Source organism: Verrucomicrobiota bacterium, assembly GCA_039192515.1.
GTDB lineage: Bacteria > Verrucomicrobiota > Verrucomicrobiia > Methylacidiphilales > JBCCWR01 > JBCCWR01.
Map to the genome: position 1 here is coordinate 15,219 of JBCCXA010000012.1, position 22,816 is coordinate 38,034.

At 42.9% G+C, this 22,816-nt stretch carries 22 protein-coding genes; 16 read left to right on the forward strand and 6 right to left on the reverse strand.

Translation table 11 applies throughout. The features are described from left to right. Positions 1-11: 11 nt before the first annotated feature. The 3 genes from truB to AAGA18_06985 are packed head-to-tail and all read right to left on the reverse strand — an operon-like array spanning position 12 to position 2,417. Entirely contained in the window at positions 12-737 is a 726-nt protein-coding gene (gene truB, locus AAGA18_06975) for a tRNA pseudouridine(55) synthase TruB (GenBank protein ID MEM9445079.1), read from the reverse strand. A 32-nt stretch (positions 738-769) separates the two neighbouring features. Continuing rightward, the gene (locus tag AAGA18_06980) at positions 770-1,732 is read right to left on the reverse strand and encodes a bifunctional oligoribonuclease/PAP phosphatase NrnA (protein MEM9445080.1); all 963 of its coding nucleotides are present in this window, start codon (positions 1,730-1,732) and stop codon (positions 770-772) included. Between the two features lie 55 nt (positions 1,733-1,787). Then, positions 1,788-2,417 carry an FHA domain-containing protein gene (locus AAGA18_06985; GenBank protein ID MEM9445081.1) on the reverse strand — a complete coding sequence of 210 codons (630 nt, stop codon included), beginning with the start codon at positions 2,415-2,417 and terminating at the stop codon, positions 1,788-1,790. A gap of 169 nt (positions 2,418-2,586) precedes the next feature. Between AAGA18_06985 and AAGA18_06990 the strand changes: the two genes are divergently transcribed. From AAGA18_06990 to AAGA18_07020, 7 genes are all read left to right on the forward strand, one after another. Next, positions 2,587-5,349: a helix-hairpin-helix domain-containing protein gene (locus tag AAGA18_06990; GenBank protein MEM9445082.1), complete on the forward strand. Its 2,763-nt coding sequence runs from the start codon at positions 2,587-2,589 to the stop codon at positions 5,347-5,349. 3 nt (positions 5,350-5,352) lie between these two features. Continuing rightward, complete coding sequence (locus tag AAGA18_06995) at positions 5,353-5,994, forward strand: GTPase domain-containing protein (GenBank protein ID MEM9445083.1); 642 nt, start codon at positions 5,353-5,355, stop codon at positions 5,992-5,994. Positions 5,995-6,014: 20 nt separating this feature from the next. Beyond that, on the forward strand, positions 6,015-6,485 hold the full coding sequence (locus AAGA18_07000) for a roadblock/LC7 domain-containing protein (protein ID MEM9445084.1): 471 nt from the start codon (positions 6,015-6,017) through the stop codon (positions 6,483-6,485). A 111-nt stretch (positions 6,486-6,596) separates the two neighbouring features. Next, the gene (gene clpS, locus AAGA18_07005) at positions 6,597-6,893 is read left to right on the forward strand and encodes an ATP-dependent Clp protease adapter ClpS (GenBank protein MEM9445085.1); all 297 of its coding nucleotides are present in this window, start codon (positions 6,597-6,599) and stop codon (positions 6,891-6,893) included. A gap of 2 nt (positions 6,894-6,895) precedes the next feature. After that, positions 6,896-7,405 carry a hypothetical protein gene (locus AAGA18_07010; protein ID MEM9445086.1) on the forward strand — a complete coding sequence of 170 codons (510 nt, stop codon included), beginning with the start codon at positions 6,896-6,898 and terminating at the stop codon, positions 7,403-7,405. A gap of 67 nt (positions 7,406-7,472) precedes the next feature. Then, positions 7,473-8,126, forward strand: a complete 654-nt coding sequence (locus AAGA18_07015) for a radical SAM protein (GenBank protein MEM9445087.1) — start codon at positions 7,473-7,475, stop codon at positions 8,124-8,126. Further along, positions 8,126-8,803 carry a phosphatase PAP2 family protein gene (locus AAGA18_07020; GenBank protein MEM9445088.1) on the forward strand — a complete coding sequence of 226 codons (678 nt, stop codon included), beginning with the start codon at positions 8,126-8,128 and terminating at the stop codon, positions 8,801-8,803. Before AAGA18_07015 ends, AAGA18_07020 begins: the two co-directional genes overlap by 1 nt. Before the next feature lie 7 nt (positions 8,804-8,810). Here AAGA18_07020 and AAGA18_07025 read toward each other — a convergent pair whose 3' ends face one another. Beyond that, complete coding sequence (locus tag AAGA18_07025) at positions 8,811-10,211, reverse strand: hypothetical protein (GenBank protein MEM9445089.1); 1,401 nt, start codon at positions 10,209-10,211, stop codon at positions 8,811-8,813. Between the two features lie 164 nt (positions 10,212-10,375). On the opposite strand from AAGA18_07025, the gene plsY reads away from it, so the two are divergent. The 8 genes from plsY (at position 10,376) to AAGA18_07065 (ending at position 21,130) form a co-directional block, all read left to right on the forward strand. After that, positions 10,376-11,035 carry a glycerol-3-phosphate 1-O-acyltransferase PlsY gene (gene plsY / locus AAGA18_07030; protein ID MEM9445090.1) on the forward strand — a complete coding sequence of 220 codons (660 nt, stop codon included), beginning with the start codon at positions 10,376-10,378 and terminating at the stop codon, positions 11,033-11,035. 2 nt (positions 11,036-11,037) lie between these two features. Further along, on the forward strand, positions 11,038-11,937 hold the full coding sequence (locus tag AAGA18_07035; protein ID MEM9445091.1) for an NAD(P)H-dependent glycerol-3-phosphate dehydrogenase: 900 nt from the start codon (positions 11,038-11,040) through the stop codon (positions 11,935-11,937). A gap of 194 nt (positions 11,938-12,131) precedes the next feature. Next, positions 12,132-13,412 carry a glutamate-1-semialdehyde 2,1-aminomutase gene (gene hemL, locus AAGA18_07040; protein MEM9445092.1) on the forward strand — a complete coding sequence of 427 codons (1,281 nt, stop codon included), beginning with the start codon at positions 12,132-12,134 and terminating at the stop codon, positions 13,410-13,412. Between the two features lie 35 nt (positions 13,413-13,447). Beyond that, positions 13,448-15,226, forward strand: a complete 1,779-nt coding sequence (locus tag AAGA18_07045) for a hypothetical protein (protein MEM9445093.1) — start codon at positions 13,448-13,450, stop codon at positions 15,224-15,226. Continuing rightward, positions 15,223-17,340, forward strand: a complete 2,118-nt coding sequence (locus AAGA18_07050; GenBank protein ID MEM9445094.1) for a WD40 repeat domain-containing protein — start codon at positions 15,223-15,225, stop codon at positions 17,338-17,340. The genes AAGA18_07045 and AAGA18_07050 overlap by 4 nt, the downstream gene beginning before the upstream one ends. A gap of 10 nt (positions 17,341-17,350) precedes the next feature. Beyond that, a complete protein-coding gene (locus tag AAGA18_07055; protein MEM9445095.1) occupies positions 17,351-17,995 on the forward strand; it encodes a UDP-N-acetylglucosamine diphosphorylase in 645 nt (214 codons plus the stop codon). Between the two features lie 5 nt (positions 17,996-18,000). Further along, positions 18,001-18,732 carry a polysaccharide deacetylase family protein gene (locus AAGA18_07060; GenBank protein ID MEM9445096.1) on the forward strand — a complete coding sequence of 244 codons (732 nt, stop codon included), beginning with the start codon at positions 18,001-18,003 and terminating at the stop codon, positions 18,730-18,732. Beyond that, entirely contained in the window at positions 18,719-21,130 is a 2,412-nt protein-coding gene (locus tag AAGA18_07065) for a glycosyltransferase (protein ID MEM9445097.1), read from the forward strand. Before AAGA18_07060 ends, AAGA18_07065 begins: the two co-directional genes overlap by 14 nt. A gap of 267 nt (positions 21,131-21,397) precedes the next feature. Here the strand turns inward: AAGA18_07065 and AAGA18_07070 are convergent, their stop codons facing one another. Further along, complete coding sequence (locus AAGA18_07070) at positions 21,398-21,748, reverse strand: hypothetical protein (GenBank protein ID MEM9445098.1); 351 nt, start codon at positions 21,746-21,748, stop codon at positions 21,398-21,400. A 138-nt stretch (positions 21,749-21,886) separates the two neighbouring features. Further along, positions 21,887-22,417, reverse strand: a complete 531-nt coding sequence (locus AAGA18_07075; GenBank protein ID MEM9445099.1) for a hypothetical protein — start codon at positions 22,415-22,417, stop codon at positions 21,887-21,889. On the opposite strand from AAGA18_07075, the gene AAGA18_07080 reads away from it, so the two are divergent. Continuing rightward, a complete protein-coding gene (locus tag AAGA18_07080) occupies positions 22,395-22,799 on the forward strand; it encodes a hypothetical protein (protein ID MEM9445100.1) in 405 nt (134 codons plus the stop codon). The genes AAGA18_07075 and AAGA18_07080 overlap by 23 nt on opposite strands. The last annotated feature ends 17 nt before the right edge of the window (positions 22,800-22,816 follow it).

Genomic DNA, 22,816 nt, shown 5'->3' on the forward strand with positions numbered 1-22,816 from the left:
GGCTCTACTATTTATTGGCGACGTATGTTGGATATTTCAGGTAAAGTAAATAGCTTTTCAGAGAGAAAGCCTTTATCTCCTTTGTTTTCTTGAAGTGTATTCCAATTTGTCGTTTTATCCATCTCGGTGGAGAAGTTGCCAGATTTGATACGCTTAAGAGCACATAGATGGGCTCCACATTGTAGTTTTTCTCCAATGTCGTGACAGTAGGTGCGGACATAAAAGCCCTTGCTACAATGAAGTTCAAAGTCGATCTGGGGCAAGTTGACATTGAGAATGCTGTATTTGTAGACGTGAACCAAGCGAGGGTCGCGAGCAACGGTTTTTCCTTGACGGGCAAGTCTGTATAGAGGGACCCCATCTTTTTTGACAGCCGAAACCATAGGTGGTGTCTGGTAGAAGTCCCCTTTGAACTGGTCAAAGGCCTCCTCGATAGTGTCCTGGGAAAATTCAGGAACTTTGTTCGAAACAAGAACTTCGCCTTCGGCGTCTTGTGAGTCGGTTACTTTCCCCAGCATCATGCTTCCAGCGTAGAATTTGTCTTCTGACATGAGAAGGTCTTGAACCTTGGTCGCTTTACCTAGGACAAGCATGAGAAGTCCTGTGGCCATAGGGTCGAGAGTTCCACAATGGCCCACTTTTTTTATACCAAAGGCTTTGCGAACATAGGCAACTATGTCGTGCGATGTCATTTGTGGGGGTTTGTCTACTAATAACAGTCCGTCTAAATCAGTCATGTGTGGTTATCCTTATATTAAGGGAAAGTATACTAGAGAAGTTCTCGAATATGATCCAGCACCTTTTGTTGATATTGGGCCGCATCTTCCGAAAAATTTATTCCTGCTGCACCTGGGTGGCCGCCACCGCCAAAATTTTTAGCTATTTCGCTGACGTTGAATTTTCCCTTAGAACGTAGACTTATTTTGAGAGCATCCTTACCGCGGTATTCGAATAATGCAGAAATTTCTACAGTTTTAACGGCTTGGGTACTTTCGACAATGCCTTCGGTGTCTTCCGGTAGGGCACCAACTTTTTCAAACATGTCAGGGTGCAGTTCGAACCAAGCAAAAGTATCTTCTTTTTCAAATTGAAGGTTTTGCATAGCCATTTGGTTAAGTTTAAAACGACTGGGAGAGAAAGACTGATAGCACTCCTTAGCTAGGTAGGCTGGATCTGCTCCAGCTTCTACAAGCTTGCCAGCCATTAGGAATGTTTCTTGAGTAGTTCCTCGATATCTAAAGGATCCCGTGTCAGTTGTCAGTCCAACAAATAGGTTGGAAGCGATTTGTGGGGTCATGGGCAGATCAGATTCTTCGATAAGCTTTTGAATAATTGAAGCGGTAGCAGGTTGATTACTGTCTATGACATTGATTTTAGCATAAAGGGTGTTGCTGACATGATGATCTATGTTGATATCGACAGGACGAGACCATCCGGTGAAGTGTTCACCTAAACGATTTTCTGTGGAGGTGTCTAATGAGATAATAAGGTCTGCAGCAGGCATTTTTTTTGGGGTTGGAGTTAGTTCATCAGCTCCAGGGAGAAAGGTAAAGAGGGTGCTTAGTCCATCTTGATTGAAGAAGTAGATCTTCTTCCCGAATTCTTTTAAGGAAAGGCCTAAAGCAAGCTCACTACCATAAGCATCACCATCTGGGCGAACGTGGCTCAAAAGGATAACAGAGTTGGCTGAATGGATTTTGTCGATTGCAGTTTTGAGGTCAGAGTTTTTCATAGGCACGAGTGAACAATGGTGTGATGAAATAAAATAGGAAGGCAAAAATGATTGGCTACTTCATTTCTATACGGAAGGTGGCGTCACCGAGTTGAATCAGGTCGTGATTGCTAAGAACAACCATTTTAATGCGCTTTCCATTTACAAAGGTTCCATTGAGAGACTCTGAGTCCGTAAGCACGACGCTATTGGATTGGTTTTTGAGCTGGCAGTGCCTATTAGAAATGGTTTCATGCTCGATGCAAATTTCGTTTTTTGGGTCTCGGCCAATGTATAGCTGCTGGCCTTCGAGGATGGGGTAGGTCCAGCCTGTAGAATCTGGTAATAAATAGAGGTTAGCAATGGCAGGCCTAGGCTTTTCTTTTGGCTGCGAGGAGGTTTTTAAGGATAGCTGACTGGTAATGAGCATTTCATCAGACAAGCGAGCTGCTTCAAGCAGTGCGGCTTCTGTTTTTAAAGTGACATTTTTTTCTGGTGGATAAAGTTCAGGTATAAAAACGGTATCTGCTTGTTTTCGGGTGAGCATTTTAAGTAAAGCATTGTCTCCCTGCAGTTGCTCATATTGAGCATAGCATGGTTCACCCTCTTCGAGATAGATCTCGCCTTTCTTTTCAGTAGAAGTAAAATTTACTTTACCTGTTCTGCTAGAAAGGGAGCATAGATGTAACAATTCAGCTAAATTCACCGTTCTATGTATAAAACTCGAGATTAGAGTGATTAGTAAACTTAATGTATTTCAACATCATAGAGATCATCAACTATTTTTTATACCTGCTAGGTTTGTAGCAGTAGATGCTAAAAAGAGAAAGTAAACTTTACATTAAAGAATTTTATGGGAAAACTAACGTAATAACATGGCTTCCAAATTCTTCAACCTTTTCGCCAAAAAGAAAGAAGAAGGGCAAAATCCTTCCTCTGGGGTAAAACCAATTAAACCTCCTGAACTAAAACCTCCTCCTGCTGCGACCAACGTGAGTGGTCCGGCCCCTGGAGCAAATTTTAAGGTTCCACCTAAAGTACAACCCGCTCCACTTCCACAAGGGCTAGCCCCGGCAAAGCCTCCATTTCCATCGGGCAAGAAGAGAATTACGCAGCGCATATCAGTCCCAGGTGCTAGCTCAAGTGAAGCAGCTGCCGCACATACTCCTATTGTTTCATCGGATGCTGGGTTAGCTAGGACACAAAATGTAGATCTTAACTCCATGGGTACGGTTGAGCTGCCATTAGCTGTGGTGTTGCCACTTATCTCTCAGAGCGTCTTGACTAGTGATGTAAACAGTCTTCTATCTAGCGAAGCTGCTAATTACAATTTAAAGTTACCTCTTCAAAGCATTATACCCATGATGCCCTCGGGCAAGATAGAGTTTACACATCGTGAAATTTCCGAGGGAATGCCACCCAACATCCTTGTTGCGACCGAACAGATGGGAGAGGTAGCGGAGGAAATGATTAGTTTGCCGCTATCTGAGGTTGTTATGAGGGTTCCTCCTCAGTATTTATCTCTGCGTGCTGACCAAAAAATGGTGGACCCCTCAGTATCTTCTATGGAGGATCCCTTTTCGGAAGAGAAGTTGCGTCAGATGGCGGAAGAGCGAGCTGCTGCTAAAGCAGCGGGTCAGGTAGAAGAGCTAGACGGTATCCAAGATTCGCCTACTCAACGAATACCGGAGGGGGTTTTAGATGAACCTAAAGAGGCAGTAGAAGAGAAAGGAATTGATGAGACTCAAGATCTTTCAAATCCTGACGCAGTGTTAGATGAGGACGTGCCAAGCCTGGAGTCCAGCTTGATTCCAGATTCGGAAGACTTAACAGGCGCTGAAGAAACCGCTGCAGCCTCTGAACCTGAGCCTGCTGTAGTAGCCACAGGATTAACCTCATTTGATATTCCCAAACTAGATGTGGAAGATAAGACTACGAAAATTGAATTAGGAGCTGCTTCTGATTTATCTTCCGATAATCAATTTGAGCAAGAGGCAGATGAGGCGCTCTCTGCATTTAGTGTTTCTGATAAGCAAGAAGAACTAGAGGAAGAGGTGAATGAGGGACCATCTGAACCAGATTTATCTTTTGCGAAATCAGATGAGTTTAAAGCTTTTTTACAAAGTGAAGAGAATGAAAGCTCTCAAGCAGATGAATCAACAGATCAAGATGAAGTCCAGGAGCCTGAGGTAGATGAATTACAAACCAAGGCTATAAAACTAGCTCCTTCAGTGCCTGAAATGCCTGGGAGCCCTACTACTGAGGAGATCCCAGAGGATTCAATTTCAGGAGTAAGTGCTAGTGAAGGAATGGAAGAAGAATTACAAGAGGTTGGTACCTCTGGCCAAGAAATCCCTATTCAAAGGCCTACCTCTAAATTAGATGTCACTGAGATCATGAAACCTGAAGTTTCTGAAGAAGAGGGTGACAGACAAGAGCTCAGTGAAGAAATTGCTGGAATCGAATCCATTGCAGTTCCTGAAGCAGTAACGCCTTCTCAGGATGATGAGGTGCTTTCATCTTTTCCCTCAGTTACACCTGCAGAAAAAATCGAGCTCGAGGAAGCTGTTTCGAGTTCTGAACCTGCAGATCCGCCTGCCGTCGTCCCTATGCCTAAGCCTATTGACATAGAGAAGGTTGTAGAGGAAAGTCCTGTGACGAAAGCTATCTCACAAACCTCACGCTCGAAGCCTATAGAGTCAGAAGAGAGTGTGAGCGCTTTCAAGGCTATGGCTAAAAAGCTTCCTCCAATTAAAGAACCCGAAAAAACCCTTGGAGATCTATCTTCCATTAAACCGCCTCCTTTAGTCCCTCCAGCATCACATGAAAAAGATCAAAGGCCTTTTGATCCCCTTGAAGAAGAAACAGCTAAAGTTCCTATTGGTGAAAAATCAAAGTTTGCAACTGAATCAATCTCTCGAAAGACTTCTAGCTTCAAAATTCCTGCACAAACAAGCTTGCTAGAAACGGCTCATCAGCAAACCGAAACTGCCGAAGCAAGCATAATACCAACTCCTAGGGGGTCTTCACTAGATTTGAATAATTGTTCACTCAATGACTTAACCGAGATCGAGGGATGTTCAGAATCTATAGCTAAGAAGATCATTGCGTGGCGTGAGTTGAATGATCGGTTTAAGCACCCATCTCAATTGATGGAAGTTCCGGGCATGACCCGTGACCTTTATTGTGGTATTACAGGACTATCTTTACCAGAATTGACTATATCATCTGCCGTGAATGAAATGTTGGGCTTAGATCCTTATAAAAGAATTTCCTTACAGGATTTGGCCTCTTGCATAAGATCATGGCCAGGTGTGGTAGGGTGTGTGATATCTGGTAAAAATTCTGCGCCTACAGTTTATGACTATCCCGATGAAGCTTCTGCTAAGTCTTTGGGCTCTATAGCTGCCAAGCTATTGGATAGCACAAGGGATATGATGACAAATTTTGGTCTGCAAAAGGCTCAAGAGCTATTTTTACCATCTGAGGGCCTCAGTTATTTTCTTTTTTCTCGTGGAGATTTGTTGATTGTTGCAGTTCACGAAAGTAATCAATTGCCGTCGCTTTACTCGGACATCATAAGGTCTATATTGAAGGAGTTATTAGATAATAATAAACATTTAGAGGGTTCGCGTTAACATATGGCTTTTATCAATTATTCGAAACGGGAAATTCAATTAAAGATAGTCTACTATGGCTGTGCTTTATGCGGGAAGACGACGAATCTAGTCAATCTGCACAAACGTATTGAAAGCACTCAAAAAGGAGAGCTTGTATCTTTATCGACAGATGCAGACAGAACGCTATTTTTCGATTTTCTGAGTCTGAGCACGAAGACACTTCCTGGTTTCAATACGCGTTTTCAGCTTTACACTGTTCCAGGTCAACCTGTCTATAACACGACCCGTCAATTGGTTCTAAAGGGTGTGGATGGAATTGTATTTGTAGTTGATTCACATTGGGACCGCATGGCAGAGAATGTAGAATCCTTCGCCAACCTGCAGGAGAACCTTATCGAGAACCACTTAAGTTTAGCGCAAATTCCTTATGTCCTTCAGTATAACAAGCGAGATCTTCCTAATGCAGCGCCACTTCATTACTTAGAGTATACTTTCAATAATCGAGCTACTCGAGTCTTGTCATTTGAATCATCTGCTACAGAAGGTTACGGTGTTTTGGAGACTTTAAATGGAACGGCTAGGTTGTTATTAGCAAAATATTCAAAATCAGCAGGTTCTAGCACAAATGTAGCGGAACTTTCACCCAAGCAATCTCAAGGTTAACTTTAAGAAGGGATATTTAGATGACCTCGATCGGTATGTTATCAGAAGAAGATCAGTTGAAAATAGAATCTCATCTTGAAGAATTCTTGGGAAAGTCAGAGTCGCTCTGGGCAGCTTTAGTGGATAAGGGTGGAAATCTATTTGCTCAATTCGGTGAGACTGGAGATCTTGATCTGAGTATATTATGCGCCCTAGCCGCTGGATCTTTCGCAGCAACGCACGAGTTAGCGCGTCGTCTAGGAGAACCTGAATTTACGGCACTGTATCATGAAGGACAGGGTGTTAGTATATTCATCTCGGCCTTGCACTATGAAAGCTTACTAATCACCGTTTTTGATGAGAAGACAAATATAGGTTTAGTAAAGTTCTACGCTCAGCAAGGGGCTGAGACCCTAAACGTCTATCTCAAAGAGGCAGCGGAAAAATCTGAAAGTGCAGAACCTTTACAACTCGATTCAGAGCTTGATCCAGATAAGACTATTATCAGCTAATCCAACCAGCTATTATTTTCAGTTTTTCCAGAGCTTGCCAGATTTCCCTAGGGTAAAATGCTACTCAAAAAAAGTGTGTCTAAAGTAGAATTTTAAGCTTAATTATTCTCTATGGCGGTAGAGGCTCCATCAGTTTCCCCGAAAAGCAAAGAAAAGGTTAAAGATGCTTTTGAAAGAGGGTGGAATGTGATTGTGTGGAACGACCCGGTAAACTTGATGAGTTATGTGGTGTATGTTTTTCAGAAAGTTTTGGGGTTTTCCCATAAAAAAGCAACAGTACACATGTTAGAAGTTCATCAAGAAGGGAAAAGTTGTGTGGCCAATGAAACAAAAGAAAAAGCTGAGCATTATGCTCAGCAATTGCTCCACTTTGGTTTAAAAACTACGATTGAAAAAGTGAAATCATAACGATGCAAGTCAATCGAATCGAGGGAGGCATAGAGATTATATTATTTCGTGGTGAGGCAACTTTGCTGCAAGATATTTTCTCTCGCATTCTTAGCAATTATAGTATTCCACCAGATGAACTTAGTGATGCTGTTCAGAAGGTTTGGTACCCAAAAAATATTCAAAAAGAGGATAGAGAAGATTCGGATGATCTTGCTGATGTGATTCGCGATGATTTTCAGATATACCGAAGTGAGAATTCTTTAAAACTCAAAAGCTGGATTTCTTTATTACGTGCCGATCAACAAATCATTACTTGGAGGGTCGAGGATGGTGAGATTGATCGGGTATTAACTATTCTCAATGACCATCGCCTATACCGGGCAGCTGAATTAGGTGTAGGGCAAGATGAGATGGATAGAGATTTGGAAGAAATAGAGGATGATCAATTGAGAGGTGGTATTTTAGAGATTCATTTCTTAGCGTGGTTGATTGAACTTGTTCTTAGAGGTGGTGATAAAGGTGTTGATTGAGATTTGGTGAACCTTCTTCGGTTATTCCGTTTTCAATTGTATCTGATTTGCATAAACTTTTCTCAGCATGAAGGATAGGGCACTAGTAGTAAATGAAGTCTATGTGAGTGTTCAAGGGGAAAGCACTTTTGCGGGTTTACCGTGCGTGTTTGTCCGCTTAACAGCCTGTGATTTGCGTTGTAGCTATTGTGATACAGAGTATGCCTTTTATGAGGGTAAAAAGCGTCTTCTTGAAAATATCCTCGAAGAAATTAGGAGTCATCAAATTCCTTTAGTAGAAATAACCGGAGGGGAACCTTTATTGCAGAAAAATGTCCTTCCTTTGATGAAGGTTTTATGCGACGAGGGCTTTGATGTGCTCATCGAGACAAGTGGCGCACACGATATTAGCCAAATAGACTCACGTGTTCATTGTATTATGGACTTAAAGTGCCCAGATAGCGGAATGGAGGGTCGCAATAGATATGAGAATATTTCTTGTTTAAAAATGAAGGATGAAGTCAAGTTTGTCATAGCTTCACGAAATGATTACGAGTGGAGTCGACAAAAGGTTCGAGAATTTGAATTACAAGATAAAGTGAGGACAGTGCTTTTTTCGGCAGTCTTTGGTAAATGTGAGCCCCAAGCTCTCGTGGAATGGATTGTAGAAGATAAATTACCGGTTCGATTTCAGCTTCAAATGCACAAGTTTATTTGGGAGCCTAAAAAGAGGGGAGTATAATGGAACTTTTAATCAGAATCGTTCAAACATTGGGAAGAGATGTCAAGCTGACGCTAAAGGCTGGAGCGAGTCAATTTAAGAAATGGCAGAAAGTAATCTGGGGTTCACTATCCCTCATAATAGTGATGACGTTCTTTATGCTACCTCATGACGCGCATTGGCTTGAGATAGTGCAGTCTGTGGATAATGATTTTATTCATCAGCTTTCTAGGCAACTTAGCTATTGGGGGGATTTTCCAACAGGTACGGTTATAGTCTTTGCAGTACTTTTTTTAAGCGGTTATGCATTTAAGAATGAAAAATTAAGGCGTGGAGCAATGACTTGTTTATTAGCTGCGGCTATAGCTGGTATCTTAACCTATAGTTTGAAACTAACAATAGGAAGACCACGTCCTTCGGCAGAGAAACCTGACGGGGCGTATGGATTAAGAATGGATGGAAATTATCACGGTTTTCCCTCTGGTCATTCTGCAACTGCAATGGGTACGACGACAGCCTTAGCAGTCGTTTATCCTTCTGCAGCTGTTCCCATTCTTATAGCTGGAAGCAGTGTGGGTTGGTCAAGAATGATGTTGGATAGGCACCATCCTACAGATGTATTGGTTGGAGGCTATCTCGGAGTTATCTCTGCTTTAGTCATAGGACTAGGGACAAGAAAACATTTAGAATCCTCTTAGCGTATCTCTAATTTTCGTAGGATGATTCTACGCGCTCTGCAACATCTCGATATTGATAATCTACTTCGTAGATGATTTTGAACTGGGCGAGAGCTTCATCTTTTTTTTCAGACTCTTCTAGAACGCAACCTAGGTTGTAAATGACCTCTTTTTTGAGATCATCCATTGTTTCGATTTCGTCGGCAGCCGTAGCAAATTGTTTTTCTGCAAAGTCCAGCATACGGCGCTGCCAAAAACAGTTGCCTAGCATATTCATGGCTTGGTAACGAATCTTAGGCTGCTTTAAGGCAAGTTGTAATTCTGGAACAGCAGCTTTATGTTCTCCTGCCTCATAGAGTGTTTGTCCGTATTCATAACGGAATTCAAGGTCGTTAGGGTATTTATCAACCCGTGACTTAGCTGCTGTGAGTTTGATTTGAGCATATTGCTGTTTGATTTCCGCCAACTGTTGTTCGTATTGTGCTTTGGTATCACCTTCGGCTACCGCAATAGCTTCTTCGTAACCCCTTATAGATTCTTCATATTGAGCAGATTGAATCTTATGGATGCTTTTTTCTAAAACGGGGTCGGAGTTATTACTTAGAGAGAAGGCATACTGGTACCACTGGAGAGCAGTCACTAAATCCTTTTTCTTCTCATATAAAGCGGCTAGCTTTTTTACAATATTAATATCTTGATTATTTTGTTGGTAGTGCTCGGAGAGCTTTTCAATTTGTAGGTTGATTCCTTCCTCAGAGGTTGCTGAACGACCTTGCTCTTCTAGTAGTTTGGCTTCATTAGCATCTTTAAGGCCTGCACGGAAACTCTTATCTTCCTCCCAAGCGCCCCCTTGTTGGGCCATCATGGCAGCAGCGTCTTTCTGGCCTTTTTGCCCTTCACCATCTTGAGGGGCTAAAGCCACAATTTTGTCGTATACCTTGACAGCTTTATCGGGTTCCCGGCGAGACATGTAATGCTGAGCTAACTTCTTTAGGTTGGGAATATCATCGGGCTTACCTTCACGGATTGTCTCATAGGCAAAGGCGACAAGATCATAAAATTCAAGAGCCTTGGCAGCGTCTGCAAGAATATTGTTGGCTTGTTCGTTGATAGGGTCTATTTCAAGAGCATCTTCAATAGCTGATAGTGCCTGTAGTGGTTCTTTATTAACCATTCCTTTGGCCTTCATGGCCTTTGCACTGACTTTGACTCCAGCCATGGATTTGGCAAATGAAGAGGCCGAGCGCGCTTTAATAATTTCATTGCTCCGTAAAAGTCTACGAGCTTCTAAGTGACCTGGCACTTCTGTAACTAGCTGTTTTAAGATAGTCACTGCATAATCGTGATTCTTGCGCTCTGTGGCTTGCTTTGCTTTTGTATATGATTCTTTCTGCCTCAGATCAAAGTCTGAAGGAATATTCTGCGACATGATAGGACAGAGTAGAGCAATGAAGAAATGTGTGCAAAAGGTTTTTTGCTCCTATTGCATCTTTGGAATAAATATCGATTTTGCTTCCTCCTTGACTTCAGCAATTTTTTCTTCATTTCTCTCATGAACAATTTTTTAGAGCGTCCTTTAGAGATGAGCGAGTCATGTTATTTATAGCAGCAGGATGGGAGATACCCTTAGTGGTATGCTTTTCATGTTTTTTGGTGGGGTCGATACCTTTTGGCTTTCTTGTCGGAAAGTTAAATGGATTTGATATTCGCGAGAAGGGAAGTGGCAATATAGGTGCCACCAATGTTTTGAGAAGCCTAGGGAAGAAGTGGGGCTATACGGTTTTTGCCTTAGATGTATTAAAGGGCTTAACTCCTGTAATGTGCATGCATTTTTTTCATGAGAGAAGTCTCATGGAAATGGGTAATATAGACCAGTCTTTATTTCTGGTTATCGGAGGATTGTTGGTAGTTTTAGGACATAACTATTGTCCATGGTTGGGATTCAAAGGGGGTAAGGGAATTGCTTCTTCTGCTGGTGTTTTGTTGGGTCTCATGCCATGGACTTTTTTAATTTCATCTAGTTCATGGGTGGTCGTTTTTTTTCTCTCAAGGTATGTTTCAATCGCCTCGTTAGCTGCTTGTCTCGCTGTGCCTGTCTCGACCCTCTTAATCTATAGAGATCAACTAGCCTTTGTGTTCTTATCTGTTTTGATGGGGTTTTTAGGGGTGTGGAGACACCGATCTAATATCAAGCGATTATTAGGAGGAACAGAACAACGTTTTGAGTTAAAGGGTAGAAGAAAGGCTGAGTAAGTATGAAGATTGTTATGATAGGCACCGGGGCTTGGGCAAAAGCAATGAAGGTTGTTCTAGAGCGCAATCAGCATGAGGTCACTTTATTGTCTCGAGATGAAGGCCAGTGGCCGCACGATACGCGAGAAATAGATTTTGTTTTTGTGGCAATACCCTGTCAGGTTCTAAGAAATCGTCTTTCAAAATTACTTCATCCTGGTTGCCCGGTCGTTAGTTTAATTAAGGGGATAGAGATAGAGAGTGGTGACTATGTGAGCACTATTTTCAAGCAAACTTGGGAAGGCTGTAAGATAGGAGTACTATCGGGGCCAACATTAGCTATGGAAATTCAAGCCAATAAGACCTCAGCAGCGGTGGTTGCGGCTGAGACAGAGAGCCTAGCTAAGCAGATACAAGAATTATCTCATCACAAGTTATTTAGAGTCTACACGAGCTCTGACTTACTTGGTGTGGAGTTAGGTGGAGCTTTAAAAAATGTGTATGCGATCGCAGGTGGAATATCTAAAGGCCTCTCATTGGGTGATAACGGAATTGCCGCAACTATGACGCGCAGTTTAGCTGAAATGGTAAGGCTAGCCACTGTGCTAGGGGCTAAAAAAGAGACATTATTTGGACTAAGTGGAGTTGGCGATCTTATGCTTACTGCTTACAGCGGGCACAGTAGAAACCATCAGGCTGGATTGCTATTGGGCCAAGGCTGTGGTGTCGAAGAGGCAGTAAACCGTGTGAGAGGTGTTGCTGAGGGTATCCCAACCATTAAAGCACTGCATCAGATTGCCCAGAAAAAAGCAATTAGGACACCCGTATTGGATGAATTATTTGCAATTGTTTATGAACAAAAACCAGTCAAAGAGGCTTTAGAAAGCTTGGTGTTGCGTGAAGTCTCTGGAGAGAGCTTATAAAATATTAGAGCAACTTCGGGAACTTGTCCTCTATGCTTTGTAGTCCGATGGAAGAAAGACTTTATTCACACTCAGATACGTATCCATTTCGGCAAGCCCTCTGTGTGACTGAGAGTGTACTAAACCATTTCACCCTTTGACAGATTGGCCACTTATGGCAATATCACGTTTTCGTTTAATTTAAGATTTTAGCAGTGTCAAATTCGCAAGTTTTATTTGAAGAGGCGTTAAAAGTTATTCCTGGAGGAGTTAATTCACCTGTTAGAGCTTTTCGTGCAGTAGGGGGTCAACCTTTTTTCGTCAAACGGGCAAAAGGAGCTCGGATTATTAGTGTAGATGACCGAGAGCTCATAGACTATGTTTGTACGTGGGGGCCTTCAATTTTAGGACATGCGCCAAAGCCTGTGATTGATGCGGTGCAAAGTGCTGCGAGAGATGGTGTGAGTTTTGGAACTCCAAATCCTTTCGAAGTAGATTTAGCAAAGAAAATCTGCGACTGGGTTCCAAGTCTAGATAAGGTTCGCATGTGTAATAGCGGGACTGAGGCAACCATGTCATGCGTGCGTCTGGCTCGAGGCTATACAAAACGCTCTAAAATCATAAAGTTTGCAGGATGCTATCATGGGCATGTTGATGCATTGTTGGTGAAAGCGGGTTCTGGAGCGCTCACACTAGGACATCCAGATAGTGCAGGAATAACTAAAGGGGCCGCTGAGGATACGATTATTTTACCATTTAATAAGATAGATTTATTGGAAGAAGCTTTTACAAAATGGGGAGAGGAAATAGCTGCTGTCATTTTAGAACCTATTCCTGCTAATGCTGGGCTAATTCTACCCAAAGATGGGTTTCATCAAAAATTAAGAGAATGGACTGACAAATACGGTAGTGTTTTGATCTTTGATGAAGTTATGACGGGCTTTCGCTTAGCCAAGGGAGGCGCTCAAGAACTATTAGGTATAAACCCGGATTTATCTGCGTTTGGCAAGGTAATTGGTGGAGGATTGCCTGTAGGAGCTTTTGGTGGGAAAGCAAAAATAATGGATTGCCTAGCTCCTGATGGACCTGTTTACCAAGCTGGAACATTGTCGGGAAATCCCTTAGCCATGGCAGCTGGCCTAGCTCAGCTAGAGACATTAGAATCAGAAAACGGCTATGAAAAGTTAGAGCTCATAGGACAAAAGCTCGAAGCTGGAATTCGTAATCTAATCAATCAATCTCCTTTAAATTTAGCACTTAATCGAATAGGTTCTATGTTCTGCTTGTTCTTTACTAATTGTGCGATAGACAATCTAAACGACGTGAAAGCTGCTAATCTGGATCAGTTCAAAAGCTTTTTTCACTTTATGTTAGATGCAGGAATTTATTTGCCGCCTTCTCAATTTGAGACCTGCTTTTTGGCATTAGCGCATGGAGATGATGAAATTGAGCAAACACTGAAGGCTTTAGAGGTCTCTTTATCCAAAGTAAAGTGACTCGCTGTACAATGAATTTACGCGTGATAAGAACTATGACTCGACAATACGGAGTGATCATATGTGCTTTATGGGTCCTTGCTTTCAAAAATTTTTCATATGCACAAGAGCTTATGCCGATTGAGGAAATTCGTTCAGGTATGAGTGGCAAAACGCATACAGTCATCCGAGGAAGTGAGATTATAGAGTTAGATACTGAGATTTTAGGGGTCATGTGGAATTATTTAGGACCAGATAAGCATGTGATTCTGGGACGCTTGGTAGATGAACGAACTGCTCTAAGCGGCGCCGTTCATGGAATGAGTGGTAGCCCCCTCTACATTGGAGGGAAACTAGTAGGTGCATTAGCTTATCGTGTGGGAACTTTTGAGAAAGATGGGCATTGCGGGTTTACTCCCATTAAAGACATGCTAGATGTCAATGCTTTGAAGGCAATTCCTAGAGATGTTTCTGTATTTCATACGTCAAGGTTTAATCTTATTTCTGATTTTACTCATAGCATAACAAAGCTTGATAAGCCGAAGCAGCAGCATATGGAATATCTTGGCCTGCCATTTTCTATTACGGGTTGGAAGAGTGAGTTTAATCATTTGTTAGATAAAATTTTTCCTGATATGCCACTAATGTTAGCTTCTACTGGGGGCGTTTCTTTGGAGGATGATAAGGTCCAATCCTATCCTCTAGAAGCCGGTTCTGCTCTGGCGGCAGTTTTCGTTTCTGGTGATATTACTATGGCGGGTACAGGGACGCTAACCTGGAGAAAAGGGGATAGAGTTTTAGGGTTTGGGCACCCAATGCTCGGACTTGGCGAAGTGCAGCTACCTATGGCTTCTGCTGAGATATTGAGTATTCTTCCAAGTTATTTTCGGCCGTTTAAAATTGCGAATACAGGTAAAATGAGTGGGACAATTACCCAAGACAGGACAGCAGCTATAGCTGGGAAAATTGGTAAATTACCTGAAATGGGTACTTACAAAATCAAGCGCCAGTGGAATGGAGTCTCACAAGAGACTTTAGAGGGAGGATTTGCTAAGCATCGAGCTCTTACGCCACAGTTAATTCTTATGATTATGATTCAGTCGATGATTTTAGGCGATGAGTTATCTGATGAAGTAAGCTTGCGCTTGGAAGGTAAGCTTGGTTTTAAAGACTATCCGAGTCTTATTTTAGATGGTGTTTATAGTGGCACTCGTTCGGAAAGGATGAGTGCATTATTCGATCAGGGTTTCACGATCATGAACTTGGTAAATGAATATGCGTATGAGTTAGACATTACCTCACTTGAGCTTGATGTAAAAACTCTGGAACAGGCGAGTGTCTGGGAAATTGAAAAGGTAGTCCTGGATCCACCTGTAATCAGGTCGGACCAAAAAATAGAGGCGGTTATTACATTAAGGAATTTAGCTGGCGAGCGCGAGGTGCAGCGCTTTTCCTTTGAACTTCCGGAACACATAAAAGATGGCCAGGTAGGTATTTATGTAGGAGGGGGCGATGTGCTTGAGGGCTCAGAAAAACGAAAGGGTGCCTTGTCGCTTGCTCGGGATGCCAGGGATAGGATTTATAGTTTGAATAAACAGTTTCAAGCAGATCACCTCTACCTCAGGTTGTATACAAATGATTTAGGCGCCAGGGTTCGCCAGCGGGATCAAACGGGCCTACCTTATTCTGTGTTGAGCGTTATGGGAAAGAATGCAGCTGCCAAACCTGCATTGCAGCCGCTGTCTAGAAAGGTCTGGTTTGATCAGGCTAGAAAGATTGATGGAGTCATTCGAGGTGGTAAGGTAGTAGAAGCAAAAGTCAAAAAAGGGTTATGATGAGTAAGTATTGGTTGACATTATTAGGACTAATAATAGCAGCTTCGGGTTATTGTGGTCAGACAAAGCGTGTCATTATTGACTCTTTGCAAGAATTGGCTGCAGGAAAGACGGAATCGGTTAGCTTATCGGCTGAAGGGCAGTTATCGGTGGGCCCGGACGTTAAAGAGTTAGCTGAATTTGAAGCCTCTCATCTATGGGTAGGAGCTGAGCGTAACCGTGATGAGTTTGTTATAGGTTCTGGAGAGGAAGGTATGGTTTACCTTTTGTCCAATACTGGGGAGGTGCGGGAGTTTATTAAGTTCGATGAAACAGATATTTATGCTCTAGCGGTTGACAGTAATAAAGATGTCTACGTAGCAACATCTCCTAATGGTAAGATCTTTAAGGTAAGACCCAATGGCAAATCCGAAGTATTTTTTGAAACGGGAGAGGAATATGTATGGGATATGCTGTGGAGTAAAGGTGCTCTCTATTTAGCTACTGGGCCTGAAGGTAAGATCTTTAAAGTGACGGCTAAAGGAAAGGGGGAGATTTATTATGATGCAGATGAGCCACATGTGCGATGCTTAGCGTTCGGAGCAAAAGGTGAGCTCCTTGCTGGAACTGTCGGTAAGGGTTTAGTATATCACATCTACGAGAAAGGAAAAGCGGTTGCTCTGTTCGACTCGGGAAAGACGGAAATTCGTGATGTGGCAGTAAATGAAAAGGGAGATATTTATTTTGTTGCTATTGGGGATGGAAAAGGTGATGCGCCTATTAGCAAAGTTCCAAAATCCTCTAAGACAAGTGTTATTGATATCAAAGGCGTCGAGACGGTTAGTAGCAGTGAAGTAAAAACTCAGGAGAATAGCAAAACGACTGTTACGAGTGCTAAAAAAGAAGTCACGAAGTCTATTAAAGGGGGAAGTATATTTTACGTGATGCGTTCTGATGATAAAGCTCCGCATGTTCTTTGGAAAACGAGTTTGCTTATACATAGCATGTCTCTTGTAAAGGATGGTCTTGTATTGAATGCTGGGGATCAAGGGTATCTCTATCATGCCGATCAGAATAATGTCATGTCCAGATGGGGAAGTCTTGAGTCGGGGCAAGCAACAGTCATGCTGCCTATGAGTCAAGGAGAGCTGATGGTCTTAACCAGTAATTTAGCCAAGGCTTATCTTGTAGATGTGACAGGAAACAAAGAAGGAGTCTATAGAACAAACGTGGTGGATACCAAATTATTTGCACAGTGGGGAGCTGTCCGGGCATTTGGTGAAGGTAGTTGGAAGTTAAGAACTCGTAGTGGAAATACAAGCGATCCTGATAAATCATGGTATGACTGGGAAGCCCTCAAGTCCGATAAAGTTGTAAGCCCTTCTGCGCGGTATTTACAAGTAGAGCTCAGGATCAATAGCGGCTATGTGGACCGCTTAGAGCTCTATTATCAAGTAAGTAATATAGCCCCAGAGGTTAAGAGTGTGAAAGTTCTAGAACCTAATCTTGGATACACGGCGATTGAAACACGTGCGCCTCAACTTCAACCTAAAACGGCTCAACAATTGGTTAAGGGTAGCTCCAATTTAACGCTTAATAAATCGGATAGATACTACCCGGTCGAAGAACCGGGATTGCGTACCATTGTTTGGGAAGCAGAAGATGCAAATCAGGATGAGTTGACCTATCAACTAGAAATTAAAAAGGAGAACGAAAGAGATTGGCAGTCGCTGAAAGAAGAATTGGATCAGCCTATGTATAGTTGGGATACGAGTGGCTGGCCGGATGGGGTTTATAAAGCTCGCGTGATTGCAAGTGATTTGCCGGATAACCCTCAAGATTATGCTAAGCAAGCAGAACGTGAAAGCTCAGCTTGGGAAATTGATCATACAAAGCCTGAGATCACCATTTTTAATCAAGGTGCTGATTATCTAGAATTTAAGGTGGAGGATGAAACGAGTTTGCTTGAGGCAGTAAGTGTTTCAGGTGATGGCGCTGACTATGAAGTTGTTATTCCGCGAGACGGTGTTCTAGATAGTAAAAGTGAGTCTTTTCGAGTTTCTACGAAGGATAAAGATATGATCTATATTAGAGCTAGGGACATGAGTGGAAATGTAGCCGGTCTCAGGAGATAGGGTTTTAAAAATGGATTTGAAGCCTTCGGATTATTTTGAATTAGATCATATAGATCATGTTCAACTCTTTGAATCTGCACAGTACGTCTGGGATCCTATCAAGCAAATAGCAAGCTACTTGCAGTTTAGGCTGAAGCCTAACATTGAAGCAAGCGTTATCGGAAAGCCATTCATCAGCGATGAAGTTTATGTTGGAGAGGGAACCATTATTGAGCCAGGCGCTTTCATTAGGGGACCTGCTTGGATTGGCAAGAATTGTATAGTTCGTCATGGAGCCTACATACGAGAAAATGTTATTGTAGGAAACAACTGTGTCTTAGGTAATAGCTGTGAATTCAAGAACAGTTTGCTTCTGAATCATGTAGAAGTGCCGCATTTTTCTTATGTAGGTGATTCTATACTGGGTAATAAGGCGCACCTAGGAGCCGGTGTGATATGTTCAAATCTTCGACTTGATCGAAGGGAAGTGGTCATAGGCCATGGTAATGAAAAGATCGAAACTGGATTACGAAAATTTGGTGCGATTGTTGGCGATGGTACAGAAGTGGGTTGTAACTCAGTTTTAAATCCGGGATCTATATTGGGTAAACAAACTTTAATGGCTCCTGGGACGATTTGGAAAGGGATAGCGAAAGCTAATCAGGTGATTCGATAAGTAAGGTGAGCGGTAAGAAATTTATTGTATCGTTGCACGACTATCATCAAGGTAGCCACCATGCAATCTCCGAACAGATTGAGGTCTTAAATTGCCTAGGTGTTAAAAATGTCTCTCTTTTAATCATTCCTAATTATCACCGCCAAGGTCTAATTTTTGAAGATTCTAATTCATTAGCTTTTCTAGAGCAAAGACTGGAAGCAGGAGATGATCTTGTGCTCCATGGTTTTTATCATTTGGGCAAATTAGGCAGCCAAGGCAATTTTTTTATTAAAAATTTTTACACTGCGAATGAAGGAGAGTTCTGGGATTTAACAGATCAAGAATTTTCCGAACGTCTAGAAAAGGGAATGTTTTTTTGGAAGGAAAGAAATTGGCCATTAGATGGTTTTATTGCACCCGCTTGGTTATTGCCCAAGGCTTATGACTTGCAACTAAGCAAGTTAGGTTTTCATTATACAACTCGTTTGAATAGCATTGAGCTGCTACAGAAAGGTAAGCAGATCCTCACGCAGTCTTTGTGTTATAGCTCCAGAGCAGGGTGGAGGCGCCTTATTTCAAGACAATGGAATCCGTATCTTCTGAAGCGTCTTTGGGCAAATGACGTCATTCGCCTAAGCTTACATCCTAATGATTTGGCATGGACACGGTGTCGTGCGCAAATTATTCAGATAGTTGAAATGATCTTGGCTAGAGGTTACCAACCGTTAACCTATGCGGAATATGCCAAAATGTGATTTAAATGTCCATTCGTGTTACTCAAACCGTCCTTCAGAATGGGTGCTTAGGCAACTGGGTATGCCCGAAAGCTATACTCGTCCCAAAGAGCTATACCAAAAGTTAAAAGCTAAAGGGGCTGATTATGTTACAATCACAGATCATAATACAATTGAGGGATGCTTAGATATTGTCGATCAAGCAGATGTTTTCATAAGCGAGGAGGTTACCACTTATTTTCCAGAGGATGGATGCAAAATACACCTTTTGTTATGGAATATTACTGAACAGCAGCATGCGACCGTTCAAGAAATCCGGAATAATATCTATGATTTAGTAAGCTACCTGAATCAAGCTGGTATAGCTCACGGAGTCGCTCACCCGTTGTATAGTATTAATAATAAGTTATCAGTTGAGCATTTTGAAAAACTAATCTTGCTATTTAAGGTATTTGAGGGACTCAATGGAATCAGAGAGCCTCTTGCTCAAGAAGTCACCGTAATGTGCTTAGAAGCTTTGTCTCAAGAAAGAGTAGAGCAACTAGCTCTAAAACATGAGCTTGAACCAATGGGAAAACAACCCTGGACTAAGTCATTAACTGGGGGCTCAGATGATCATGGGGGGTTATACCCGGGAGCTGCTTGGACTGAAGTCTCCGAGGCAAAGGATATCGATTCTTTTCTAGCACAAGTCATGCAAGGACATTCTCGGGCTGTGGGCTCATGTGGAGATGCCTTAAGAGTTTCCAATAGCATGTACAATGTCGTCTATACCTATGCTTCTGATAAACTGAAGTACAAAGCGCCAGTTGGGATGGACTTGCTTGGGAAGATTATGCAACGTTTTCTAGATGGGGAAAATCCTGCAAAGTTGTCCTTAGCAGAACGTATCGGTCACGTGGCAGAATTTGTTCGTTCTGGTAAAGCATTGGATCTATTAAAACCTCCTGAGGCTGATCCTTCCATCAATCGTGAAATACTGAATTATTTCTTGGATCCTAAAGTAAGCCTAGATCTGGATCGCATTATTGCTTCAGAGAAAACTCCAAGCAGACGGACATTTAAAATGGCTTCCAAGATAGCCAATGACCTTTGCTTTCGTTTGTTTAATTCTTGTTTAAAGTGCATTAATAAGAATCAGTTTGTAGAGAGCTTACAACCACTTAGCGGATTTATCCCGATCGGTTTGAGTGTTACTCCATATATCTATTCCTTCTACAGCTTGCATGGCAATAGGAGGCTGTTGGAGCGCACTGCCAAAGCTATGATGCCGGACTTACCTAAGCAGCTTCAGAATACGAAGAGAGCTTGGGTTACGGATACTTTGGAGGACGTCAATGGGGTCGCCAGAACTATACGGACCATGTGTTTGAGTGGTAAGAAACAAGGTGCTGATCTTGCTGTTGTGACGTCGCGATCAGAAATATCTATAAATGATATTCCGATTATGAATTTTGAACCAGTAGGCGAGTTTGAACTGCCAGAATATAAGCTTCAGAAATTAAGTTTTCCTCCTATTTTGGATATGATTGATTACATTGAACGGGAGAGATTTACAGAGTGTATTATCAGCACTCCTGGACCAGTGGGGCTTACAGCATTAGCTGCTGCAAAATTATTGGGCCTTAGAACATCCGGCATTTATCATACTGATTTTCCTCAATACGTAAGCATCCTAAGTGAAGATTATATGATGGAAACCTTGGCCTGGCAATTTATGCACTGGTTCTATTCACAACTCGATCTCGTTTATGTGAATTCAGAATTTTACAGGCAGTGTTGGATCGAGCGAGGCATTCCATCAAATAAGTTGAAGATTTTACCTAGAGGTCTTGACACAGAACTCTTTAACCCCAAGCACCGTAATGAAAATTATTGGAAGGCAAAAGGGGCTAATGGGCAAGTCCTTATTTATGTCGGCAGAGTCTCTAGGGAAAAGGAATTGGGCTTCTTAACAGAAGTTTACCGTGAAGTTAAGAAGACTTCTAGTCGGGTTTCTTTAGCCATTGTGGGAGAGGGGCCTTATAAGGAAGAAATGATGCAATTGTTACCCGACGCCATTTTTACAGGTATTTTGACCGGGCAAGAGTTAGGGGTTGCTTATGCCTCAGCCGATTTGTTCGTATTTCCAAGCACAACGGATACTTTTGGAAATGTTGTTATAGAGGCTATGGCAGCAGGTCTTCCTGTATTTGTTTCAGATATTGGAGGCCCCAAAGAACTGGTTGCTGAATTAGATCACTGCAAGATTTTGAAAGCTAAAGATCTCAGAGCATGGGTTGGCGCTATTTCAGAGTTCATGGACAATGGTCCGAGCCGCGAGACCCTTGATCGAACCGCTCGAAAAATGCAAAATGAACGAAGCTGGGATAGAGCTTTTGATGCTTTTTGGAAAGATGGTTTAGAGTTTATAGATTAAACCAAAGTCGTGTTACAGACACTTAAACATCTGCGCAACATCTTGGCTTCAAGAAACACATACTTTCCTAGTGGTATCATCTTCTTGATACATCTTTGTTGACTCTCTTTTGCTTGTGGCTCAAGCTTTCATGAATCTCGTTCAACTTCTGTGACATCCTCCGGTTAGATAAATCCATTTCTAGTTTTTGTAGTGATTCAAAGTCTTTTGCAAAGGTTTGTGAGTAGATGCATTAGGTGTAGTTTTTAACGGAAAAGCTTTATAAAGTCATTGACTTTTAAAACTAACTAAGTTGTTATTGTGATGTATGGCAGATATACCTGAAAAGAAACAGCCTCCAACACAACCATTGGGAAGGCAACCTGGGGGTGATTCCCAGCAAAAGCCCAAAGTCCCATTTCCTGATATTTCTAAAAAGACCGTAGCTTTAGACAGCGCTTCAAAGGCCGCGAACATAAAGAAAGAGACCATGCGGATCAGCTTGCCTCCGCGAACTGGTGCTTCTTCTGCCCCGCCTGCTGGCGCACCAAAGAGTGATCTTGTCGATAAAGCATCGATGAATGTAACTCGACCAATGGGTTCATCTTCTATTCCTGCACCACCATCTGAGGCTCCCACTGCAACTTTACCATTAAAACCTAAGGGTGAGGCACCAGATGTCGAAGCGACTGCTAAAATTCAGATCCCTGGAGCTAAACCACCTGGACTGACTGCTCCTGCACCTGGATCAGTTTCTACTGCAGTAAGGAGAACTGCTCAAGTTGAACCACCGGTGGGTAATAAGCCTCCTGCACCACCAACTATGCCCCCTCCTCCTGCTCCTCCTGCACCAACGGGCGCGGCACCAGTGCCGGTATCACCTTTACCCAAGCCACCTGTGCCACCACCGCCAGCAAGTGTAGCACCTGTACCACCTTTACCTAAGCCACCTGTCCCGCCACCAGCAGCAAGTGCAGCACCCCCCTCCCCTGCACCGCCTTTACCGAAACCACCAGCACCTCCCGTTGCTGGAGCAACACCGGCGCCTCTGCCCAAACCAACAGCATCTCCTGCAGCGAGCGCCGCAGCACCTCCTCCCGTACCGCCTTTACCCAAACCACCTATGCCACCGCCGGCAGCAGGTGCAGTACCTGCACCACCCATGCCTAAGCCCCCTGTGCCGCCGCCAGCGCCAGGTGCTGCCCCTCCCCCTCCATCTGCTAAATCACCCTCTTCTGCTAAAAGTGATGAAAGCTCATCTCTAGGTAAAACTATGGCGCTAAAGATGCCACCGGCAGCTCCTAGCAAACTTGGAGGGGCACCAACGCCCAAGCCTCCAAGTGCACCAATGGGTAAACCCCAGCAGCCTTCACCAATGCCAGCTCCTGGGGCTAGTATTCAGGCAGGAGGTCCTCTCGGACAGAAAAAATCAGCTCCTGCCCCAATGCCCAGTCCGGGTGCACAACAGCATAAAGGACCTGTTCCAGGTGCAAGTGGTGCTCCGGCAGCATCCCCCAGGAATCCTATGCCAGCACCAGCACCGCAATCAGCAACACCATCACCGGCTTCAGCTCCTATGCCGGTTGTACCGCAGCAGGCTTCAGGAGGTAATGCGACATCTGTCCTAGCTATGATATGCTCACTAGCGAGTCTTATCGTTCTAGCATTGGTCTACACAGATGTGATTTGATTGACGTTAAATAACCG